This window comes from Polaribacter sejongensis, from assembly GCF_038024065.1.
In the GTDB taxonomy this organism is placed as follows: Bacteria; Bacteroidota; Bacteroidia; order Flavobacteriales; family Flavobacteriaceae; genus Polaribacter; species Polaribacter sejongensis.
The window spans coordinates 3,455,619-3,477,256 of the sequence record NZ_CP150667.1 but is presented as its reverse complement, the minus strand read 5'-3'; the positions used below and the strand labels follow the sequence as shown (position 1 = coordinate 3,477,256).

General features: G+C 31.0%; 14 protein-coding genes. 3 read left to right on the top strand and 11 right to left on the bottom strand.

What is annotated here, in order from left to right:
• Positions 1-25 precede the first annotated feature (25 nt).
• Entirely contained in the window at positions 26-280 is a 255-nt protein-coding gene (locus WHD08_RS14385) for a hypothetical protein (protein WP_208890342.1), read from the top strand.
• Here WHD08_RS14385 and WHD08_RS14380 read toward each other — a convergent pair.
• From WHD08_RS14380 to rsgA, 6 genes are all read right to left on the bottom strand, one after another.
• Positions 231-698, bottom strand: coding sequence for a GNAT family N-acetyltransferase (locus WHD08_RS14380; RefSeq protein ID WP_244183304.1), 468 nt, complete (start codon positions 696-698; stop codon positions 231-233). The genes WHD08_RS14385 and WHD08_RS14380 overlap by 50 nt on opposite strands.
• Positions 685-2,172 carry a Na+/H+ antiporter NhaC gene (gene nhaC / locus WHD08_RS14375; protein ID WP_208890343.1) on the bottom strand — a complete coding sequence of 496 codons (1,488 nt, stop codon included), beginning with the start codon at positions 2,170-2,172 and terminating at the stop codon, positions 685-687. Before nhaC ends, WHD08_RS14380 begins: the two co-directional genes overlap by 14 nt.
• A 194-nt stretch (positions 2,173-2,366) precedes the next feature.
• Complete coding sequence (locus tag WHD08_RS14370) at positions 2,367-4,280, bottom strand: DUF3857 domain-containing protein (RefSeq protein ID WP_208890344.1); 1,914 nt, start codon at positions 4,278-4,280, stop codon at positions 2,367-2,369.
• Between the two features lie 101 nt (positions 4,281-4,381).
• The gene (locus WHD08_RS14365; RefSeq protein WP_208890345.1) at positions 4,382-5,023 is read right to left on the bottom strand and encodes a YceI family protein; all 642 of its coding nucleotides are present in this window, start codon (positions 5,021-5,023) and stop codon (positions 4,382-4,384) included.
• Between the two features lie 121 nt (positions 5,024-5,144).
• Positions 5,145-5,597, bottom strand: coding sequence for a D-aminoacyl-tRNA deacylase (dtd, locus tag WHD08_RS14360; RefSeq protein ID WP_208890346.1), 453 nt, complete (start codon positions 5,595-5,597; stop codon positions 5,145-5,147).
• A 6-nt stretch (positions 5,598-5,603) separates the two neighbouring features.
• Positions 5,604-6,572, bottom strand: coding sequence for a ribosome small subunit-dependent GTPase A (rsgA, locus tag WHD08_RS14355; protein WP_208890347.1), 969 nt, complete (start codon positions 6,570-6,572; stop codon positions 5,604-5,606).
• 150 nt (positions 6,573-6,722) lie between these two features.
• Here rsgA and WHD08_RS14350 point away from each other — a divergent pair, with 150 nt between their 5' ends.
• Complete coding sequence (locus WHD08_RS14350) at positions 6,723-7,364, top strand: hypothetical protein (RefSeq protein ID WP_208890348.1); 642 nt, start codon at positions 6,723-6,725, stop codon at positions 7,362-7,364.
• A gap of 498 nt (positions 7,365-7,862) precedes the next feature.
• On the opposite strand, the gene WHD08_RS14345 is transcribed toward WHD08_RS14350, so the two are convergent.
• From WHD08_RS14345 to WHD08_RS14330, 4 genes are all read right to left on the bottom strand, one after another.
• Positions 7,863-8,945 carry a bifunctional 3-deoxy-7-phosphoheptulonate synthase/chorismate mutase type II gene (locus WHD08_RS14345; protein ID WP_165731893.1) on the bottom strand — a complete coding sequence of 361 codons (1,083 nt, stop codon included), beginning with the start codon at positions 8,943-8,945 and terminating at the stop codon, positions 7,863-7,865.
• 21 nt (positions 8,946-8,966) lie between these two features.
• A complete protein-coding gene (locus tag WHD08_RS14340; RefSeq protein WP_208890349.1) occupies positions 8,967-9,818 on the bottom strand; it encodes a prephenate dehydrogenase in 852 nt (283 codons plus the stop codon).
• Positions 9,819-9,943: 125 nt separating this feature from the next.
• Complete coding sequence (locus tag WHD08_RS14335; RefSeq protein WP_208890350.1) at positions 9,944-11,092, bottom strand: pyridoxal phosphate-dependent aminotransferase; 1,149 nt, start codon at positions 11,090-11,092, stop codon at positions 9,944-9,946.
• Positions 11,093-11,099: 7 nt separating this feature from the next.
• Positions 11,100-11,924, bottom strand: coding sequence for a prephenate dehydratase (locus tag WHD08_RS14330; protein WP_208890351.1), 825 nt, complete (start codon positions 11,922-11,924; stop codon positions 11,100-11,102).
• A gap of 809 nt (positions 11,925-12,733) precedes the next feature.
• Between WHD08_RS14330 and WHD08_RS14325 the strand changes: the two genes are divergently transcribed.
• A complete protein-coding gene (locus WHD08_RS14325; RefSeq protein ID WP_208890352.1) occupies positions 12,734-19,594 on the top strand; it encodes a T9SS type A sorting domain-containing protein in 6,861 nt (2,286 codons plus the stop codon).
• A 223-nt stretch (positions 19,595-19,817) separates the two neighbouring features.
• Here the strand turns inward: WHD08_RS14325 and WHD08_RS14320 are convergent, their stop codons facing one another.
• Positions 19,818-21,407: a hypothetical protein gene (locus WHD08_RS14320; protein WP_340832852.1), complete on the bottom strand. Its 1,590-nt coding sequence runs from the start codon at positions 21,405-21,407 to the stop codon at positions 19,818-19,820.
• Positions 21,408-21,638: the final 231 nt, after the last annotated feature.

Sequence of the window (21,638 nt, the reverse complement as noted above, 5' to 3'; positions counted from 1 at the left end):
TTTCTCTTATGATACCATCAAAAAAATGATAAAACAACTTAAAGATAACTGGAAACTCTTTTTACTTGCTAGTTTAACATTAGGCCTTGCTCCTTTTAATCCACCACATATTTTAGGCAAAATTGAATGGATTATAGGTGGAAGTGCTTTTTCTGGAGAACAAGCAATGCAAGCTAAAGACTGGTTTGATGTTTTGCTACACGGAAGTCCGTGGTTGCTTTTAATAGTTTCTATTGTTTTAAATCTTTTTGCATTAAAGACAAAAAACGACCTAAAATAGCACTACCTATTTGTTCTTTCACTAGAAACCCTTGCGATTTATAAAAAGGAATTGCATTTGGGTCTGCCACTAATTCTATCTTGTTTGCATTAGAAATTATTGCTTTGTTTAAAGCATGCTCTAATAATTCTTTCCCGATTCCTTTACCTATAAAAAGAGGTAAAACAAATAACATTTCTAATTTTACCAGTTCTTCATTTGGAGTATTTAAAACATAAAAACCAACAACTTCGTCATTAATCATATACTTATACACTTGGCAAGTTTGTATCGTTCTAGAGGTTACCGTAAGATCTGCTCGCCAACCTTCTATCAACTCATTAGAATAGCCCCAAAAAGCTTTCGATTTTAAAGCAACTTCAGTAAGTATTTTTGCATCAGAAATAGTTGCAACAACTATTGTATTATTTTTTAACAAGCTGTTTAATTTTAATATTGAAAGCAGCAAAAATTAATGTCATAATAGGACTCAACCAATTAAAAACAGCAAAGAAGAAGTATTCAGAAACGCTTACACCTAAAACCCCAGATTGATAAGCTCCACAGGTATTCCAAGGTATTAAAACAGAAGTTACTGTACCAGAATCTTCTAAAGTTCTACTTAAGTTTTCTGGCGCCAAACCTTTGTCTTCATAGGCTTTTTTAAACATTTTACCCGGAATTACAATTGCTAAATATTGATCTGAAGCTGTAATATTTAAAGCCAAACAACTTGCAACCGTACTTGCAAAAAGACCAAAAACAGAACTTGCCAAACTTAATAATGCTTTACTAATTCTAGCCAGTGCACCGATAGCATCCATAACCCCACCAAAAACCATTGCACAAATGATCAACCAAATCGTACCTAACATACCATTCATTCCTCCAGCTGAAAATAAATCATTCAATTCTTTACTGGTAGTTTCTACTGAGGTATCTACAGTTATTGCATTCATAACTCCTTTATAAGCCGAATTAAAAGTTAAAGATTCTGCACCAGCTACGTTCATTACTATATGTGGCTGTGCAATTACAGCAACAACACCTGCTAATAAAGTACCCGCTAATAACGCTATTAAAGGCTCTGTTTTTTTTATAATTAGAACAATTACAGTAACAGGAACTATAAATAACCAAGGAGAAATATTAAAAGCACCATCGATAGCCGCTAATTTATCTGATATATCTGGTGTACCTGTAGTTTCTATTGAAAAACCAATAATTATAAAAACCAATAATGTAATTAAAATTGTTGGCACTGTTGTTAACGACATATATTTTATGTGTGTAAACAAATCTCCTCCTGCCATTGTTGGCGCAAGATTTGTGGTATCTGATAATGGAGACATTTTATCTCCAAAATAAGCACCAGATAAAACCGCACCTGCCGTCATACCTGCAGAAATACCTAGGGTATTACCAATACCAACTAAAGCAATACCTACTGTTGCAGAGGTTGTCCAAGAACTACCAGTTGCCACAGAAATAATTGCACATATAACTACGGAAGCTGCTAAAAATATTGTTGGATTTAAAATCTGTAACCCATAATAAATCATTGAAGGGATAATACCACTTATTAACCAGGTTCCTGCGAGTGCACCAACCATTAATAAAATTAATATTGCACCAGAAGTAGATTTTAAATTTTCTGAAACTTCATCAATCATTTGTTTATAAGAAACCTTATTTTTAAAACCAACAAGTGCCGCAACAGCCGCACCCATTATTAATAGAAATTGATTACTACCACTTAAAGCATCATCTCCATATACAAAAAACACGTTGTAAAACAACATACCAACCAAGGCAAAAACAGGAAGCAAAGCCTCCCAAATATTAAGTTCTTTATTTTCAATAATTTTTTGATCTTCAATATTTATTTCTGAAAGATTTTTATCCTCTGGCATACTTCACATTTTAGTTCTGTAATGTTACGATTTTAGAAGAAACTACGCAAATTGAATCCTTGACTACCATTCTTTTTAGCAAAAAAGAAAAATAAACAACTCAAATTATGTTTTACTTATATTAATACAGATAAATTGCTTTTTCTATTTTTAAATGAGCTTTAAACACCAATTTAGAACCTAGAAGGTTGCTTCTATTTTTGGGTGATTGCAATTCTTAATTTTTCATATTTAGCAATACTTTTTCGGAAATTTCGATACTCACTATAATCTTCTTTCAGATAAACACCTGCCTTAATAACCATGGACTTATGATAGGTAAAAGTGGTATCATCAATTTTAGTAAAAGTTACTTTGTAGGCTCCAAATTTTGTAGAAAGCACTTTTTCTGAAGGTAAACTACTTAAGACATATCCTTCTGGTAGCTTAAACTCATACCTTGTATCATCTTTATAACCTCTAGAAATTTTTAAAGGCAATTTTCTACTTCTATATCTTTTAGGTACAAAGCTATTTTTATTAAAAACATTTACTCTAAATAGATATTCTTGTTCATTTACAGAAGCATAACTTTTAACAGTCATCTTTAGATCTTCTTTAAAGACTACTTTTTCTTTATCATTTAGTAAATCTACATCCGTTATTTCTAAGTTATTATTATAGTCCCAAACGTTAGATTTGTAATTCTTAACAAGCTCTTCTTCGGTAAATCTCTCATAATGCGATTTGTCATCATATTTAATCCCGTTAGAAACTCTATTTAAACTAGCAGATAAACTCCCGTTTTTTTCTAGCTGAATAGTAGCTTTTATTTCTTGAAGGTTTGTTTCGTCTTTATACGCTGGTGTTCGTTTAATAATACCTCCTTCTGGCGTCATTACCAAAACATTTCTGTCATCTGTAAAATCTCCTAAAAAACCAAACGGAATTGTTTGACTGGTACATTCTAACCAAATATCATTTCCATTATTTGGTATGTTTAAGATTACATGATTTCCTTGCATTCCAAAAAAATCCTTTTCTACATCTCGTTGATCTGCTCCTGCCCAAATTACTGCATAATGAGATTTTACGCCAACTGCATCTAATAGTGTTTTGGTATAATTCGTTAATCCTTTACAATCTCCATAACCAACTTTATCTACTTCATTAGCAGGTATTGGCATCCAACCACCAACACCTTCTTGCACACTTATATAGCGTGTTTTATTTTGCATAAAAGCATAGACAATTTTGGCTTTTTCTATTGGTTCTGTAACACCTTCTACCAATAGTCTAACCTTTGCTTTTATAGCCTCAGACAGTTCGTCATTTCCATTTTTTAAATAATCATAACGCCACTTGCCAAACTCACTCCAATTAGTTGCTTCTCCCACTATTTTTTTTAAAGCAAATTGATTTACGCCAACCAATAAATGAGGCATAATATCTATAGATAAAGGCGCATTGTTTTCATATTTCACCACTTTTTGATTCTTTATGGCGTAGTTTACATTAAACGCCGTAGAAGTATTTTCTATAGAATAAGAATGAAAGTTTTTCTCTTTTTTTCTGATGGTAAAATGTTTCGGATTTAGAAGTTTGTAGCTACTTTTTTCGATGGATAAAAAATAACTTTCTACGGGAAACCAACTAGGAATAAAACCTGTTGAAGATGTTTTATATTCAGATTCAAAAACTACTGTGTACGGATAAGAAATTGGTGTATAATCTACATATTTTACTCTAGAATCAGAATACAAAGTTCCTCCACTTACAGCACTTACATCTAAAAAATCTCTTTCCTTATACTTTTTAATCTCACTACCAAAAGCATCATAAATAGTAGCGGAAAGTTCTGTTATTTTTGTATCGTCATCATAATGAGCAGACATACTAACATAATTGTCTCCCAATTTATTTAAAACAGTAATTACTTCTTTTTTAAACACCGTCATTGCATCTACATCTTCAATAGTAATTTCTAAAGAATTGTCTCTAACAACTGCATTTGCATCTTCTTTTAAAGCACTGGGAATTAATAAGGAAGTGTAGTTTTCTTTTTGACTAAAAGTAGTGGTTATTGAAAATAGGGAAATAAATAGACATAGGGTAATAAACTTTTTCATACAATTATAGGGATAGCAGTCCAAAGTTAAAAAAAAGAAAAAGAAAAGAGGCTAAAAACATATGTTTTTAGCCTCTAAAATTGAATTTGAATTAATCTAATTTACGCTTTCGTTTTTACAACAAAAGAGAAAGTCATAATATCATCTATAAATTTATCTTGTAAATCATCAAAGAAAGATTTTGAACCATATTTTACGTTAAAATCTGCTCTATCTACATTAAAAGTTTCACTTGTAAATACTGTTACTCCGTTTTCAGTAGAAATTGTTGCAGGTATTGTAATACTTTTAGTTACATCTTTAATTTGTAAATTTCCAGTAACAGCTAATTTCCCTTCAACTTCTTTTACGCTTGTAATTACAAAACTAGATGTTGGGTATGTAGCTACATCAAAAAAGTCTGCACTAGTTAAATGTCCTACTAATTTAGCGTTTCCTTTTTTATCTGCAGGGATATCTAAATTTACAATAGAAGTCATATCAATAACAAACTCACCACTAGTAAGTTTACCTTCTTCTATTAATAAACCTCCACTTTTTAAAGCTATAGTTCCGTTATGTGCTCCTCCTGGTTTTGATCCTGCCCAATTTAAAACAGATACAGAAGTATCAACATTATTTCGTTCAGCTACATTAACTTCTACTTTTACAGCTTCTTTAGCTTCTACTTTTTCTTTCTTTTCTCCTTTACATGCAGTTAAAACTGATGCTACTAATACTAATGATAAAACTATTCTTTTCATTTTTTTGATTTTTTTGATTTTTTTGTTAATATAAATTCTGATGCAAATATATACTATTTATTTCCCTTGGAAAGTATTATTATAATTTTTATGATAAATTAACATTTTACATTTTTAAAAATTACTCTTTATTTTTAGAGTCAATGATAATTGTAACCGGACCATCATTTACCAAAGCAACTTTCATATCTGCACCAAACTGACCTGTTTGTACTTTTTTACCGAGTTCTTTTTCTAAGGTTGCTACAAAATTCTCATACAACGGAATGGCTACTTCTGGTCTTGCTGCCTTAATATAACTGGGTCTGTTTCCTTTTTTGGTAGATGCCTGTAACGTAAACTGACTTACAACAATTACTTCGCCATCAACATCTATAAGTGATTTGTTCATCACCTCATTTTCATCATTAAAAATGCGAAGATTGGCTGTTTTTCGAACCAAGAAATTAATATCTTCTTGTGCATCATCATCAACAATACCTAATAAAACTAAAAGTCCGTTTTTTATTTCCGAAACTTTATTCTCATCAATAGTTACACTAGCTTCCGATACTCTTTGAATTACAATTTTCATGAAGTTTTACTCTTCATTATCTTCTTCGTTCCAAACATCTGTTCTAAAATGTTCTTTTTCCTCATCTCCACTTAAAATTTGAAGGTAACTTTTATAACGAGACCAAGAAACACGCTCTTCTTCTAACGCTTCTTTTACAGCACATTGTGGTTCTTTGGTATGAATACAATTATTGAATTTACAGTCTTGCTTTAAGGCAAAAAACTCAGGAAAATAATCTCCTAATTCATATTTATCAATATCTACCACTCCAAAACCTTTAATACCTGGTGTGTCTATTATTCTTGCATCGAAACTTAAATCGAACATTTCTGCGAAAGTAGTAGTATGTTTACCTTGATTGTGTTGGTCGGAAATTTCTTTTGTTTTTAAGTTTAAAGAAGGTTCTATAGCATTTACTAATGTAGATTTACCAACCCCAGAATGCCCAACAAACATAGATGTTTTACCTAGCATTATTTCTTTAATAGTATCTACATTTTTATTTTGTGTAGATGAAACTTCTACACAACGATACCCAATAGCTTCGTAAATATCTTTTAAGTATAAAATTTCTGCACGCTCTTCTAGTTGATAAGAATCTATTTTATTAAAGACTAAAATCGTATCTATTCGATATGCTCTAGTTGCTACTAAAAATCGGTCTATAAATGTGGTAAATGTAGGCGGATTGTTAATAGTAATTAATAAGAAAACCTGGTCTATATTAGAAGCAATTATGTGGATCTGTTTAGAAAGATTTACAGATTTTCTAACAATAAAATTGTCTCTATCTAAAATCTTTTTGATGACACCTGTTTCTTCATCATTCTTTTTCTCTAAATCGAACACAACTTTATCGCCAACCGCAATTGGGTTGGTACTTTTGATGTCTTTTATTCTGAATTTTCCTTTAATTCTACATTTGTAAAATTCTCCGTTATCAGCTTTTACTTGATACCAACTTCCTGTAGATTTGTATACGATTCCTTTCATTACTACAAAGATGCTGAATTAATATTGATTTAAGAAAAATAGTAACAAATTCAATAGTTATTTCATTAATCAAGTTAAAAAATAAATTAAATCTTAAAATAATCGTTAAAGTTACCCCTATATTCGTTTTTTTTTAACCAAAACTTATTTATGAAAAAAATTATCTTTCTATTTGCACTTGTAATTTGCATAACAACAACAAATGCTCAAACAAAATTATATGTACATGATGATGCTGAAACTTATGTAGAAAACACAAAAACAATAGCAATATTACCTTTACATGTTCAGGTTAAGTTAAGACCAAAACAATTAAAAGATTTTACTTCTGAACAAATTATTGAAATGGGAAAAAGTGAGGCTTTAGACATACAAAAAGCGATGTATTCTTGGTTTTTAACTAGAAAGAAAAGAGGAACTTTATTAGTTTCTGTTCAGAACCCAACAAGAACGAATGCTTTATTAAAAAAGAAAGGAATAGATATTCACTCTTATGATGAATATTTACCGAGCGAATTAGGCGAAATTTTAGGTGTAGAAGCAGTTATTTCTGGAACTTACGAAACTTCTAAACCAATGTCTAATGGAGCTGCAATTGGACTTGCTGTTTTAACTGGCGGAATGTTTGCAACCAATACTGCAACTATGAATATGGATTTTACAAGTACTACCGATGATGAATTAGTGGTTAATTACCACAAAAAAATCAAAGGAACTCTTGGTTCTGACGCTCAAGATCTGATTAATGTTTTAATGAGAAAAGTATCTAGAAGAATTCCTTATACAAAATAATATAATTCTATTTTACTAGTAAAAAAAGACTGCCAATTGGCAGTCTTTTTTTATTTCTTTCATTCCTTTTCACCTAACCAAAGTTCGTTATTTGTCATTTCTAATTTTTGAGAGAAATCACATAAGGCTTAGGCTGCATTGTGGAATCACTGTTATGGAATTTCTCCTAACGTCGAAATAACAGGTTTGCGGATATAAATTTGTGGATTTACTTTTAAAACAATACGTAAAAAGACCTCACAGGTTTTAAAAACCTGTGAGGTCTGAATAGCTTACTGCTAGTTTTAAAGAAACATACTTTTTAGGTTCTCACTAAGCGTTAAGGATTGAGCAATTGTTTGAGCTCTTTTTTGTTTTTTTAACAAAAAAAGCGAGTGCCTTTCGACTTCGCTCAAGATAAACTCCAGCCTGACCAAGCTTTTTTGCTTGGTAACGCCCAAAAAAAATACCTTCAAATTATAAAACTTGAAGGTATTTAAATAAATATATGCTTAAAAATTATCCGTTGATAATTTTTTCTTGGTGAACGATAGATTCTTGGTGAATTGCTTTAAACATTTTTAAAACAAATTCTTCACTTAAACCTTTACTACTACCTTCCATAACCATGTTTCCTAAAATCTCGTTCCAACGACGTGATTGTAAAACGGCTACGTTTTGATCTTTCTTTAATTGACCAATTTTATCGGCAACTTGCATTCTTTTACCTAATAAATCGATTAATTGATCGTCTACCACATTAATTTGAGCTCTTAAGTTTTCTAAAGGTTCTCTGTAACTAACTGCAGTTTCAGTTTCTTTTTTAACTTTTAAGTCTTGCATTATTTGCTTTAAAGCATCTGGCGTAACTTGTTGTGCAGCATCAGACCAAGCGTTTTCTGGGTCATAATGAGTTTCTATCATTAAACCATCAAAGTTTAAATCTAAAGCAGTCTGACAAACATCAAAAATCATGTCTCTTTTCCCTGTAATATGAGAAGGATCGTTGATTAATGGTAAGTCTGGAAATTTATTTTGAAACTCAATAGCTAATTGCCATTCTGGAGTATTTCTATATTTAGATTTTTCATACGTTGAAAATCCTCTGTGGATTGCTCCTAAGTTTTTGATTCCTGCAGTATATAATCTTTCGATACCACCTAACCATAAAGCTAAATCTGGATTTACTGGATTTTTAACCAATACAATCTTATCTGTACCTGCTAATGCATCTGCAATTTCTTGCATGATAAAAGGTGATACAGTAGAACGTGCACCAATCCATAATAAATCTACATCGTGCTCTAAAGCTAATTTTACGTGGGCTGCATTTGCAACTTCTGTACAGGTTTTCATACCTGTCTCTTCTTTTACTTTCTTTAACCAGTGTAAACCAATTTCACCAACACCTTCAAACATTCCTGGTCTTGTTCTTGGTTTCCATATTCCTGCTCTAAAATAGCTTACATCAGAATCTTTTAGTTCGTGTGCAATCTTTAAAACCTGTTCTTCGGTTTCTGCACTACAAGGCCCTGCTATTACTAGTGGATGATTTAATTTCATATCGTCCAACCATGTTCTCAATTCTTTTGTATTCTCCATTTTTCTACTTGTTTTGGCTTATTATTTTATGCCGTTTAAAATTTGTTTTATGTGATTTGTATTCTCCATTTCGCTAAAAATTTCAGAGAACCTATCTTTTTGCATCAACTCTTTAAAATGTTGTAAATTATTGATGTACTCTTCTAACGTTTCTATTACGTTTTCTTTATTTTGTTCAAAAATTGGTGTCCACATTGCTGGCGAACTTTTTGCCAGACGCACTGTAGATCTAAATCCTGAACCCGCCATATCAAAAATATCACGTTCATTTCTTTCTTTATCTATCACCGTTTTACCCAACATAAATGCGCTTATGTGAGATAAGTGCGAAACATACGCAATATGCTTGTCATGAGAAACTGGGTCCATGTAACGAATACGCATTCCAATGTCTGTAAAAAGCTTTAAAGCTTTCTCTTGCAATTTAAAAGTTGTCTTTTCTACTTCGCAGATAATATTCGTTTTTCCAACGTATAAGCCGGATATAGCTGCTGTTGGTCCAGAATTCTCTGTTCCTGCAATTGGATGCGCTGCCAAAAAATTTCTTCTTTTTGGATGATGTTCAACCACTTTACAAATTGCTTCTTTTGTGGATCCTGCATCTACAACCAAACCATCATCAGAAATTTTATCTAATATTGTTGGCAATAATTTTGCAGTTGCATCAACAGGAATTGATATAATTACCAAGTCTGCATTTTCTATATCGTCTAAAGTTGCTTTCTTTTGAATTACTCCTAATTTTAGCGCTTCGTCTAAATGACTTTCATTAATATCGATTCCGTGAATTACAACATCCGGATTGTTATTTTTAATATCGATAGCAAAACTACCGCCTATTAAACCAATACCAATCATGTATATATTTTTCATTTTGTTTTCTCTTTAAGTGAGATTCCTCTTCGGAATAACTCTCTTACTCTTTAATTTTTAATTTTTAATTCGATAAAGTCTCTTTTTAGTAAACAAACTACCATCTGCTACTAAAAAACTGAAAATTATTTATCAAACCTGCTAATTGCTTCTTTAATTACATCTGTTGTTACACATAATGAAAAACGGATATATCCTTCTCCTTGAGATCCAAAAATGGTTCCTGGAGTAATAAAAATATCGTTATCATATAAAACTGCATCTGTAACTTCTTCAGATTTTTTTCCTTCGGGAATTTTTGCCCAAACAAACAATCCTGTTGAATTTTTACTATAAACAGCATCTAACTTATCTGCCAATTGCCAAATTAAATTTCTACGTTCTTCGTAAATTTTATTTTGAGCTAAAAACCAGTCATCAGATAATTGTAAGGCTTCTATAGCTCCTTTTTGAATTCCGTAAAACATACCAGAATCCATATTCGATTTTACTTTTAAAACTTCGTTGATAAATGTTGCGTTTCCTAACAACATACCAACACGCCAACCTGCCATATTAAAAGTTTTACTTAAAGAGTTTAATTCTAAAGCAATGTCTTTTGCGCCTTCTACTTGTAAAATACTGATAGGATTATCGTTTAAAATAAAACTATACGGATTGTCATTTATAATTAAAATATGATGCTTTTTACCAAAAGCCACTAGTTTTTCAAACGTTTCTAAAGTTGCATTTGTTCCTGTTGGCATGTGCGGATAATTTACCCACATAATTTTTACATCACTTAAATCTTGTGCTTCTAATGCTGTAAAATCTGGTTGCCAATTAGTTTCATCACTTAAATTATAAAAAAGTGGTTCTGCACCAACTAATTTTGTTACCGATGTATATGTTGGATACCCAGGGTTTGGAATTAATACTTTATCGCCTTCGTTTAAAAAAGCCATAGAAATATGCATAATCCCTTCTTTACTTCCCATTAATGGTAAAATCTCATTTTCTGGATTTGAATCTACAGAAAACTTGTTTTTATAAAAAGTAGCAATTGCATTTCTTAATTCTGGTAAGCCCTGATAGGATTGATATTTATGTGCACTTGCATCACCTAGACTATTTTGAATTGCTTCTAAAACTTCTGTTGGTGGCTGCAAATCTGGAGACCCAATTCCCATATTGATAATTGGTTTTCCTGCTGCTGCTAATCCTCTAACTTCTCTTAATTTTTTAGAGAAATAGTATTCTTGCACTGTATCTAATCTTTTAGCTGGTTGTATCATAACTATACTATTTTCTACCGTTTTTATAAACTCCTAAAATTTTGAATTCTTCTGCCATTATTTCTATAATCGCTTTTGCTTTTTCGTACTCACTATATTCTTCAAAAGTAACATCTACAAAAAATGAATATTTCCATGGAGTTTCTATTACTGGTAAAGACTGTATTTTGGTTAAGTTCATTTTGCAATCACTCAACACATTTAAAATAGCAGCCAAACTTCCTCTTTTATGGTTTAGCTGAAATTTTAAAGAAGCTTTATTAACTTCTTTATTAACTTCTGGTTTAGTAGTTTGTACAATTACAAAACGTGTAGAATTATCTTTTATAGTTTGAAGTTCATCTTCAAGAATTTCTAAACTAAAAATTTCTGCAGCTATTTTAGGAGCAATTGCTGCAATACCTACTAAATTTTCTTTCGAAATTCTTTTAGCAACCTCAGCAGTATCAACATCTTCCACTAGTTTTATATGTGGATATTTTTTAAAAAACTCTTTACATTGTAACAATGCCATTGGATGCGACCAAACCTCTTTAATATCTTCTATTTTCTGACCTTTTAAAGCCATTAAATGATGATGAATATTCAAATATTCTTCATCTATTATGTGTAAATTTTTATTATCAATTAATGCATAATTAGGAATTATAGACCCCGCAATGGTATTCTCTAAAGCCATAATACCCAAATCTGCGGTATTGTCTAGCAAACTAGCTACCAACTCATCAAAAGACATACATTCTTTTAATTGTATAGTGGTTCCATAAAAGTTGCGAGCAACTTTATGATGGTTTGAGCCTTCAGCTCCTTGTATGGCAATAATTTTATTCATTTTATTACAAATAATGTCAAAAAAAAAGCCTCGAATAGAATTCGAGACTTTATATGATATGAATGTTACTTAAAAACATGATACAAAGTCTCCTCTCTTACTAAAAAAGTAAAAGTAAAAATAGAAACGAGTAAAATAATTATTTAACATTTGTATTCTCTTTGTTTATACTGACAAATCTAAAGATAAAATTGAAACAAACAAACTAAATAGCATTTTTTATAAAAAAAATGATAAATCATTAAAAACTACATAAAATATAAAGCAATCATTATGAATTTCTTCAACTAAAAAGAGATTATAAACGGTATTCTAAATGTTAAGCTATTCTTCTACTATTTATTTCAATTGAAGCTACTCTTTTAGAGCAATAATAACTCCTACTTAGTTCATTTATATATTCTTTAAAACCATTCTCCATTATTTTCTGAACAATTTTTAGATACTTACTAATAAAACAGAATCGTTGTCTAGCTTATTTATTTCACTTTGTAACAACGATTATTATATGAATATCAAAAGTAGCTAAAGTCTTATTTGTAAACATATAATGATTCATCTCTCTTCGATATATATTAGGTTCATGTCATTGTAAAATATAAAAAACTAATTGTATCTGTTAACTATAAAAAGAGAGGATTAGTATTATACATTTTAAATAATTCTTTCCATTTATTTGTACATCTGTGAACTTAGTACTAGTTTTGCACTCCCCTTAACTGCGCCCCTAAGCAGATTTTATAGTATTCCCCCAACGTATTTTTAAGATTTTAATAACTCCCCCAAAGAACAATTAAATCAAAAACACCATGAAAAAAACTACTTTTCAGGTATGTGAATTTGGGGAAATTCAATACCAATTAAAGAACAAAGCAATTCGCCTAGTATTATTTTCCATAATCGTATTTGCGACAACTTTTAGTGCACACTCCCAAGTATTTGACATCAATGATAACATTGAATTTTACAAGAAATACTCTGGTGCAAACCTTACCTATAAACAGATTGGTAATAGTGAGGTTAAATACAATACCAATAGTAACAAAACTTTTCAGTGTTCTAAAGGTAACGGAGCCGCTACTAGCGCAACTTTATCATTACCTGCAGATGCAGTTATACAAGCTGTATATGTACAATGGTTTGCGCTTGTAAAACATGATAAATCTAATTTAACTAGCTACAACCCATTATCTACTTCTATACCTATTATTTTTCCAAACGGAGCTACAAAAACTATAACAAGAGATGAAAGTTATAGAGAAACGGTACCATTTAGTAGTTATAACCCTGTATACGAAGGTTATTTAGCTGATATTACTGCAGAAGTTTTAGCACAGCCTAATCCTTCTGGAAATTATACTGCTGACGTTATCTCGACATCTACAAATAATGATGTATTGGATAACTTTAATTCGGCTTGTGCCTATTCTCAAGAAAACGTAAGAGCATGGCAAATGCTTGTGGTATATAAATCTAAAACAGCTGAATCGGGTATCAATCAAGTATACGTATATGATGGATTAAGGGGTTTTGTAGGCCTAAATAGTGTAAAAGAAATAAAAATTCCTGTTTCTGATTATAAAGTATACTCAGGTGATGTAGCAGGTAGTATTTCTGTAGCTTCTCTACAAGGAGACGGTGCTATATCTGGGGAATATTTGAACGTTTCTGATAAAGCATTTTCAGATTTCCCTGAAGATTTCGCAAATTCAGGAGGTATTTCAGACCCAGCTCCAGGAGGTTCTGCAAATACAGGTGGCCCATACGGTGCTTGGGATATTGATGTTGTGAATAGTAATTTCACACCTAATACAACCAGTTTAGAACTAACTGCAGGCTCTAAAGGAGATCTTATATTATTCGATTTAATTGTATTAAAAATACCAACAGGAGGTTTAGTTGTAACTAAAAAAACAACCACACCTAATGTTAATATTGGCGAAAATGGTACCTACGAAATAACTTTAACAAATGCGACTAATGTAGATTTAAAAGGCATAAAAGCTAAAGACATTCTACCCACAGGTTTTACCTATGTATCTGGAGCTAATGTTGTGTTAAACAATGCTAGGCAAACTGCCACAACAAAACCACAAGTAGGAGATACTACACTTAATTGGGGTACTTTTGATATTGATGGTAAAGGAAGTGTAACCATTATCTTTGATATAGCAGTACCTGAAAACCAAAATTTAGGCACCTATCAAAACGGAGTAACAGCTACTGTTACAACTCCAAATGATACAGTCATTACAAATTATGATTCTGGAGACTCTACAAATGATGATATAACCGTAGGGAATCGTTGTGATGCAGCTTCTTCTGGTAACATAGATACAGACGGAGATGGTATTAGTGATATTTGTGATTTAGATGATGATAATGACGGTATCTTAGATGTTGATGAAGATACTTGTGATATCTATGGTACTCCTTTACTTAATGAAGATTTTGGAATAGGAAACAATACAAGTACTCCTTTATCTGGAGGAGCAACCACAAAATACACTTATTTACAGTTAAGGAAACCACTTACTAATGATTTACAAGATGACCTTTACGCAGTATTTAATAACATCCCTAACTCTGCTAGTTGGGCAAATGATAAATGGCAAACTGTAGGAGATCACACAAGTGGTAGCTTAACCCCTACAAACGACAATATGTTAATGGTAAATGCAGGTAAAACACTTGACGTTATTTATCAGAAAACAATATCAGGTATTACAGCTGGTGCTCTTTTAGATGTATCTTTTTGGGTCTTAAATTTAGATGTTGATAATAATATTAATAATGATCCCCTTAGAGTTTTACCAAACATACAAATAGAACTTTGGCAAAACGGAAAACTTTTAGGTGCCCCTGTAAACACAGGAAACATTGTTAGAGAAGAAGCAGGCAGTAAAGATGCATGGAAGTATTATGGTACAAAAGCACCTTTAACTACATTAAATAGCAGCAATATAACCGTTGTTATTAGAAACAATACCAAAGCAGAATACGGAAACGATTTAGCTATTGATGATATTCTAGTAAGACAATTATGTAATACAGATTCAGATGGAGATGGTATTCCTAATCGTTTAGATTTAGACTCAGACAACGATGGTATTCCAGATGTTATAGAAGCTGGTGGTAAAGACGAAAACAATGATGGAATGGCAGATGGAGCTGTTGGAACAGCACCATCAACTAATGGAATCCCACAAAGTGCAGGTACAGGTAATACACCAACATCTACAGACGGAGATGGTATACCAGATTATCTAGACATAGATGCAGATAATGATGGTATTCCAGATAATATAGAATTACAAACTTCTGCTGGTTACATTGCACCAAGTGGAGTTGGTACAAACATAACAGACACTAATAATAATGGTATCGATGATGTTTACGAAATAAATGGTAATGTTCTTATCCCTGTAGATACCGATAATGATGGTATACCAGATTATTTAGATACAGACTCAGATAATGATGGTATTTTAGATATTGTAGAAAATGGAGATACAGACAATGCAATTATAGATATTAATGCAGACGCAGATGGAGATGGGTTAAATGATATTTTTGATGATAACACAGACGATCCTACTATTGGTTTTACTGTAAACGACGGTTCTAAAGATCTTAATAAAGTAATTACTCCTAATGATTTAGATACTGCTTTTGGTGATGAAGACAATAACTTTCCTGGAACTGGTGATCTAGACTTTAGAGACTTTAAAGATAATGACAAAGATGGTATATCTGATGTTAATGATTTAGATGATGATAATGATGGAATCCCAGACACTCTTGAAAACGGTGTAAATGATGCCGAAGGAGATGAAGACGGAGATGGTATTCCTAATTATTTAGACACTGTAGACAATGGTAATTCTGGCGATGGAAGTACAACAGATTATACAGATACCAACAATGATGGAATTCCTGATGTATATGATGCAGATGGTGATGGTATTCCTAATCATTTCGATTTAGATTCAGATAACGATGGTATTCCAGATATCGTAGAAGCTGGTGGTGAAGATACAGATGGTAATGGTAAAGTAGACGATATTAATACCGATGGTACACTTACAAATGACACCAATAATGACGGATTAGACGATCGTTACGACTCTAATAACGGAGGAAATAACCTTGCTAATACCGATACAGATAATGATGGTATTCCTAATAGTCAAGATTTAGATTCTGACAACGATGGAATTACTGATGTTATTGAAGCTGGTGGTTCTGATACTGATAGAGATGGTATTGCAGATAATTTTGTTGATACTGATAATGATGGATTTAATGACCTTGTTGATGGAGATGTAGGACAAGATGGTATTTCTGAAAACTCTGCAAATGCACTAATTCTTACAGGTGAAGATACTAATAATGATGGAAAACCAGATTCATATCCTAACAGTGATCAAGATGGAGATGGTAAATTAAACCATTTAGATATTGATGCAGACAATGACGGAATTCCTGATAATATAGAAGGACAACCTTCTAACAACTACATAGCACCCAGCAATCCTACCGGAGCAATGTTAGATACTAATAAAAATGGTGTAGATGATGTTTACGAAGTTAATGGAATCGGTTTTATACCAGAAAATACAGACAACCAAGACGAACCAGATTATTTAGATCTAGATTCTGATAATGATGGAATTCCTGATATTTCTGAAAACGGACATATTGCAAACATAATTACAGACATTAATGCAGATATAGATAATGATGGATTAAATGATATTTTTGATGATAATATAGATCCTCTTACAGGTAGAGTTACAGTAAATGACGGTAATTTAATCCCTAACAATAAAGTAATTGATATAATCACTTTAGAGAACGCTTTTGGTGATACAGACAATGATTTTAATCCTGGTAGCGGAGATCTTGATTATAGAGATACATTAGAAGCAGCCAAAGTTATGATTACGCAAGTATATCAATTTGGTACAGAAAGATGGATTGAGATTACTAATATTGGTACAGTAGATATTCCTGCAAATAATATTAAAATTCATTTATATAAAGATACATCAACAAATGACAAAACAGATATAGAACCAACTGCTTCTGACGAGGTTAAGACTATATTAAAAGTTGGTAAATCTGTTTTATTTAAAAACCTAGAAACCCCAAGTATCAAAAACTTAGGAACAACGGATATTATAAAAAATGAAAACCTAACAGAATTAGAAGGTGCTAATGACATTATTATACTTTCATCTGCAGACGGAAAATATTCTTGGACAAATAGATACGATGTTATTTCTAATATTACAAACAAAACATCGCTTGTAAGAATAGATGAAACATTAGCAACGAATGCTACTTACACACCAAGTGAATGGGTGGTTTTTATAGATGATGCAATAGAGTCTTACCAATCTGGATATGGAGCAGCAGATAATGATGCTAAAAGACACTCTCAAGATCCATTAATCTCAGAAATAGAAAGTTCTAATACAGAAGCTAATACATTGTTAGGTTTACATAGAATTAAAGAAACTACTAGAAATACAGATGGTACTTGGGACAACGGTTATCCAGACAGATCTCGTTATGTTATAATTGATGAAAACTACACACATACAGATACTAAATTAAGTGCTAGAAAATTAAAGGTAGACACAAATAATAAGTTAATAGTAACAGATCAATTATTAGTTGTTACAGATGGTATAGAATTAGACGGTGAAATTCGTTTATCAGGTTCTTTAGCGCAATTAGTACAGACACATGAAAGTGAAAGTTCTGTTGTAGGAAATGGGCAATTATTTGTCGATCAAAACTCAGAAGTACCAAGTATATATCGTTATAATTACATGAGTTCTCCGGTTACATCTTTAAACGCAGACACATACACGTTAGAAACAGTTCTTAGAGATGGTACCGATTTAAACAATCCTAAAGCAATTAATTTTGTTTCTGGTTACGACGGAGCATTTACAGGAACAGGTATTTCTTTAGCTGATTATTGGGTGTACACATACACACCTGCAAGCAACGGAAGAGCAAATTGGGCACATAAATATAAAAACGGAACCATAAAAAAAGGTGAAGGATATACATTTAAAGGACCTGGAAGAAACCAAAACTATACGTTTGTTGGCACACCAAATGATGGAGAGTTTAATACCACACAAATAAATGCAGGTGAATCTTATTTAATAGGTAATCCTTTCCCTTCTGCTTTAAATGCTAGAAAATTTTTAACTGATAACAGCGAAACAATTTCTACACTTTATTTTTGGCAACATGTAGCCGAAACAGAAGCATCAGGAACTGCTGGTCATAATTTTGGTGGATATATTGGTGGATATGCTGCACAAAATATAAGTATGGCAACTAAGGTAAAAACAGGCGAAACAAGCCCTGTAAACTACATCCTTGAAGCCGAAGGTGCAACCGAAACAACAGGTTTGATATCAGATATTCTTAATCTTATAAGCTCTGTAGTTAATTTAAATAGTAGAGATTATATTAAATTCTCTAATATTCCTAGAGGAGTAGAAACTTTAAAAATAAATTATGCATCTCTTTTAACTAAGAGTTTTAATATAAAAATTGATAACATAGATAAAGGAAATTTCACTTTCCCATCTACCGGTCTATTTTATAATGATATAACATTTAATATATGTATACCTGCTGGTAGCGATATTACTTTTACAGCAACCAACGATTCAGGTGTTTTATATATGAATAATTTAACATTTATAGATGATGACGGTCTTATTTCTTGTAGTCCTGACTCTGGTGGTAGTGAATATGAAAATTTATACAAAACTCCAGAGCCTTATATTGCAATCGGTCAAGGATTCTTTGTAGAAGGTATTGGTACCGGACAAATTAAATTTAATAATAGTCAAAGAGAATATAAAACAGAAGGAGATGGTACATCTATATTCTTAAAGACTAATAAGAAAACGGCTGCAAAAACAGCAACTAATAACTTACCAATCTTAAAGCTAGGAATGAACTACTCTAATGATGAAGGAAGTAATTTACATCGTCAAATTGGAGTTTCTTTTAATCAAGCAAATTCTTTTGGCTATGAAAAAGGGTATGATTCTGAAATGTATGATCTTAATCCTACAGATTTTTATTGGAAATTCCCTAATGATGCAAATAGTTATGTAATTTCTGGAGTACAAGAAATCTCTGATGCACTAGAAGTGCCACTAGAAGTTATTGTAAGTGAAAACAGTATTATTACAATTGGTATTGATGAAATAAATAACATCAATCAAAATGTATACATCAAAGACAAATTAACAGGTCAAACTCAGAAAATAAATGATGTTAGTGCTGCATATCAATTAGAAGCAGGTACATACACAGAAAGGTTTGTTTTAGCTTTTGAGGCTGCAGAAGACACTGTACTTGGTGTAGAGGAAGATATATTTACTGGAAAAACAAGTGTTTACGCAGATAACGACAATAACAATATTGTAATTTCTAAAAATCAAGAAGTGAACATTCAAAAAGTAGAGTTATTTGATATTCTTGGTAAAAAAGTAAGTACTTGGAATATTAACGAACAAAAACCTACCTACCAACTAGACATCAAAAAACAAATAATAACAGGTGTTTATATTGTAAGAATGAATACAGATAAAGGTATTATGAGTAAGAAAGTAGTTATAGAATAACAAATAATCTACACCTCTACTTATTTAAATAGAGGTGTAGATTTTATAAAAGCTATATAGGAAAGGTTGTTTAGAGTTTTTTAAGAAAAGTTTTAACGCTAAATGTAATTATCAATTAGCCCCAACTATTGAACTCCTTTTCTCTATAGTTATTAGGTAGGCACTGTCACTTAAAGTGTATAACTAAAAAAATCTCAGGTTAATTAATTAACCTGAGATTTTTTTAGTTAGAAGTAGCCGTATTTTTAAAGTTTTCTATCAAATAATCTACTAACTTAAAGTCTTCTTTATTAACATTTAACTTATTTCTAATCCGATACCTTTTACTCTCTACAGATCTAACAGACGTATTTAGAAAAACACTAATTTCTTTGGTTTTAAACCCCATAAATAGATAGTAACATATAATTACTTCAGAAGAATTTAACTCGGGGTGCTCTAAAGACATTTGATTAAAAAACTCTACATTAAGATTATTTATTAAATCTAAATGATCTTCTCCTTTTACTAAAAGAACAGAAGAGCTATGAAGAATTTCTTTATGAAGATCTTTAATCTTACTTCTCTGATCATCTATATTTGTAATTGAAGAAATACTTTTTATTTCTTTCTTTAAGTCTACTATATAATTTTCTAACCCCTTAACTTTTAACTTTAACTTATCATGGTTATTTTCGATAAGAGAATATTCTTTTCTACGTTTCGTAAAATCATTTAAAATTCTTTTTAGACTCTTATATTTTACAAAAACAAAAACAGTACCCAATATTAAAAGTGTAATTAAAAACACTATCCAATTTCTATTTAAAAAATTCTTCTTAGTTTCTACTTCTAAAATCCTAGAATTTTCTAAAAAAGACTCATTAATATTAAAACTGGCATCAATGTTTTCATTTATTAAATTCTGATGAAGGTTTTTAAGAGAATCTATATAATTATTTTTTTTATGAGTATCCTTTAATTCATCATAATATGATATGTAATTTTTAAACTGATTTTCTTTATCAAAATTATTCATATATGCTCGCATAGCATCTACTTTTTTTAAATAAAAAACAGTAGAATCTAATTGCTTTCTACTCAAAAACAATTCAGAAAAAGATATGTTTAAAGTAACATCATGTATCTTATAAAGGTACTTTGTAATGGTAGTATCATTTTCTAAAGTCTCAAAATCGGCATAGTACTTTACCCTATTTGCATCATCATTTAGATCCACATAATTAAGTACAATCATAAATAAAGCATATAATTGATAAAAAGAATCCTCTTTTATCGACTTATAATAATTTAGCTTAGGCAGAATTAAATCGTTACTTTTTTGATGATTGTTATTGTATAACTCAATATATGCTTTCATTTGCATAACATCTATCAAGCCTAATTTACTATTAATAATTGTATAAAACTTCTCTGCTTTTTTAAGATAATTTAGAGCAGAAGTATCTTTTTTTACGATATATAAATTATAAAATAACTCTATACTCGACGCACCCGCTAACTCATAATTTTCTTCTAACTCCGCATATTTTAATCCAAGAATATTATAATGATAAACTTCGGCACTTCTATTTAAGTGACTACTTAAAACTGCTTTAAGATGATAATAGTCTGCCAATTTACCTTTAATATTTATATCTAAAGGACTGGGAATGGAGTCTAAAAATTTTTCTGCGAGAACAGGATAATTATCTATTCGGTTACTGGCAGAGTCTATATATTTTAAATAAATACTAGAAGGTTCTTGTGCATAAAAATTTATGCTCAGAAAAAAAACTATCAGCTTAAAAGTGTTATTACTTTTTTTTTTCATCAAAATTAAGAAGAGACTTTTATAGGTCATTAGGATAATAAACAAAAATAGTAAAGTTTCATAAACGACCATAACAATTAATGAGTTTAACCTAAAAAAAGCAAAGACAAGGAGCTCTAAAGCAGTGTTTATATGATATTAAAAAAAGAAACATTCTTCCTTTCAGCAAAGTACGTAGTTAGTGAGTAGTTTAATATAATGACTTATCTTTTAAACTTATTCATCTTTGTA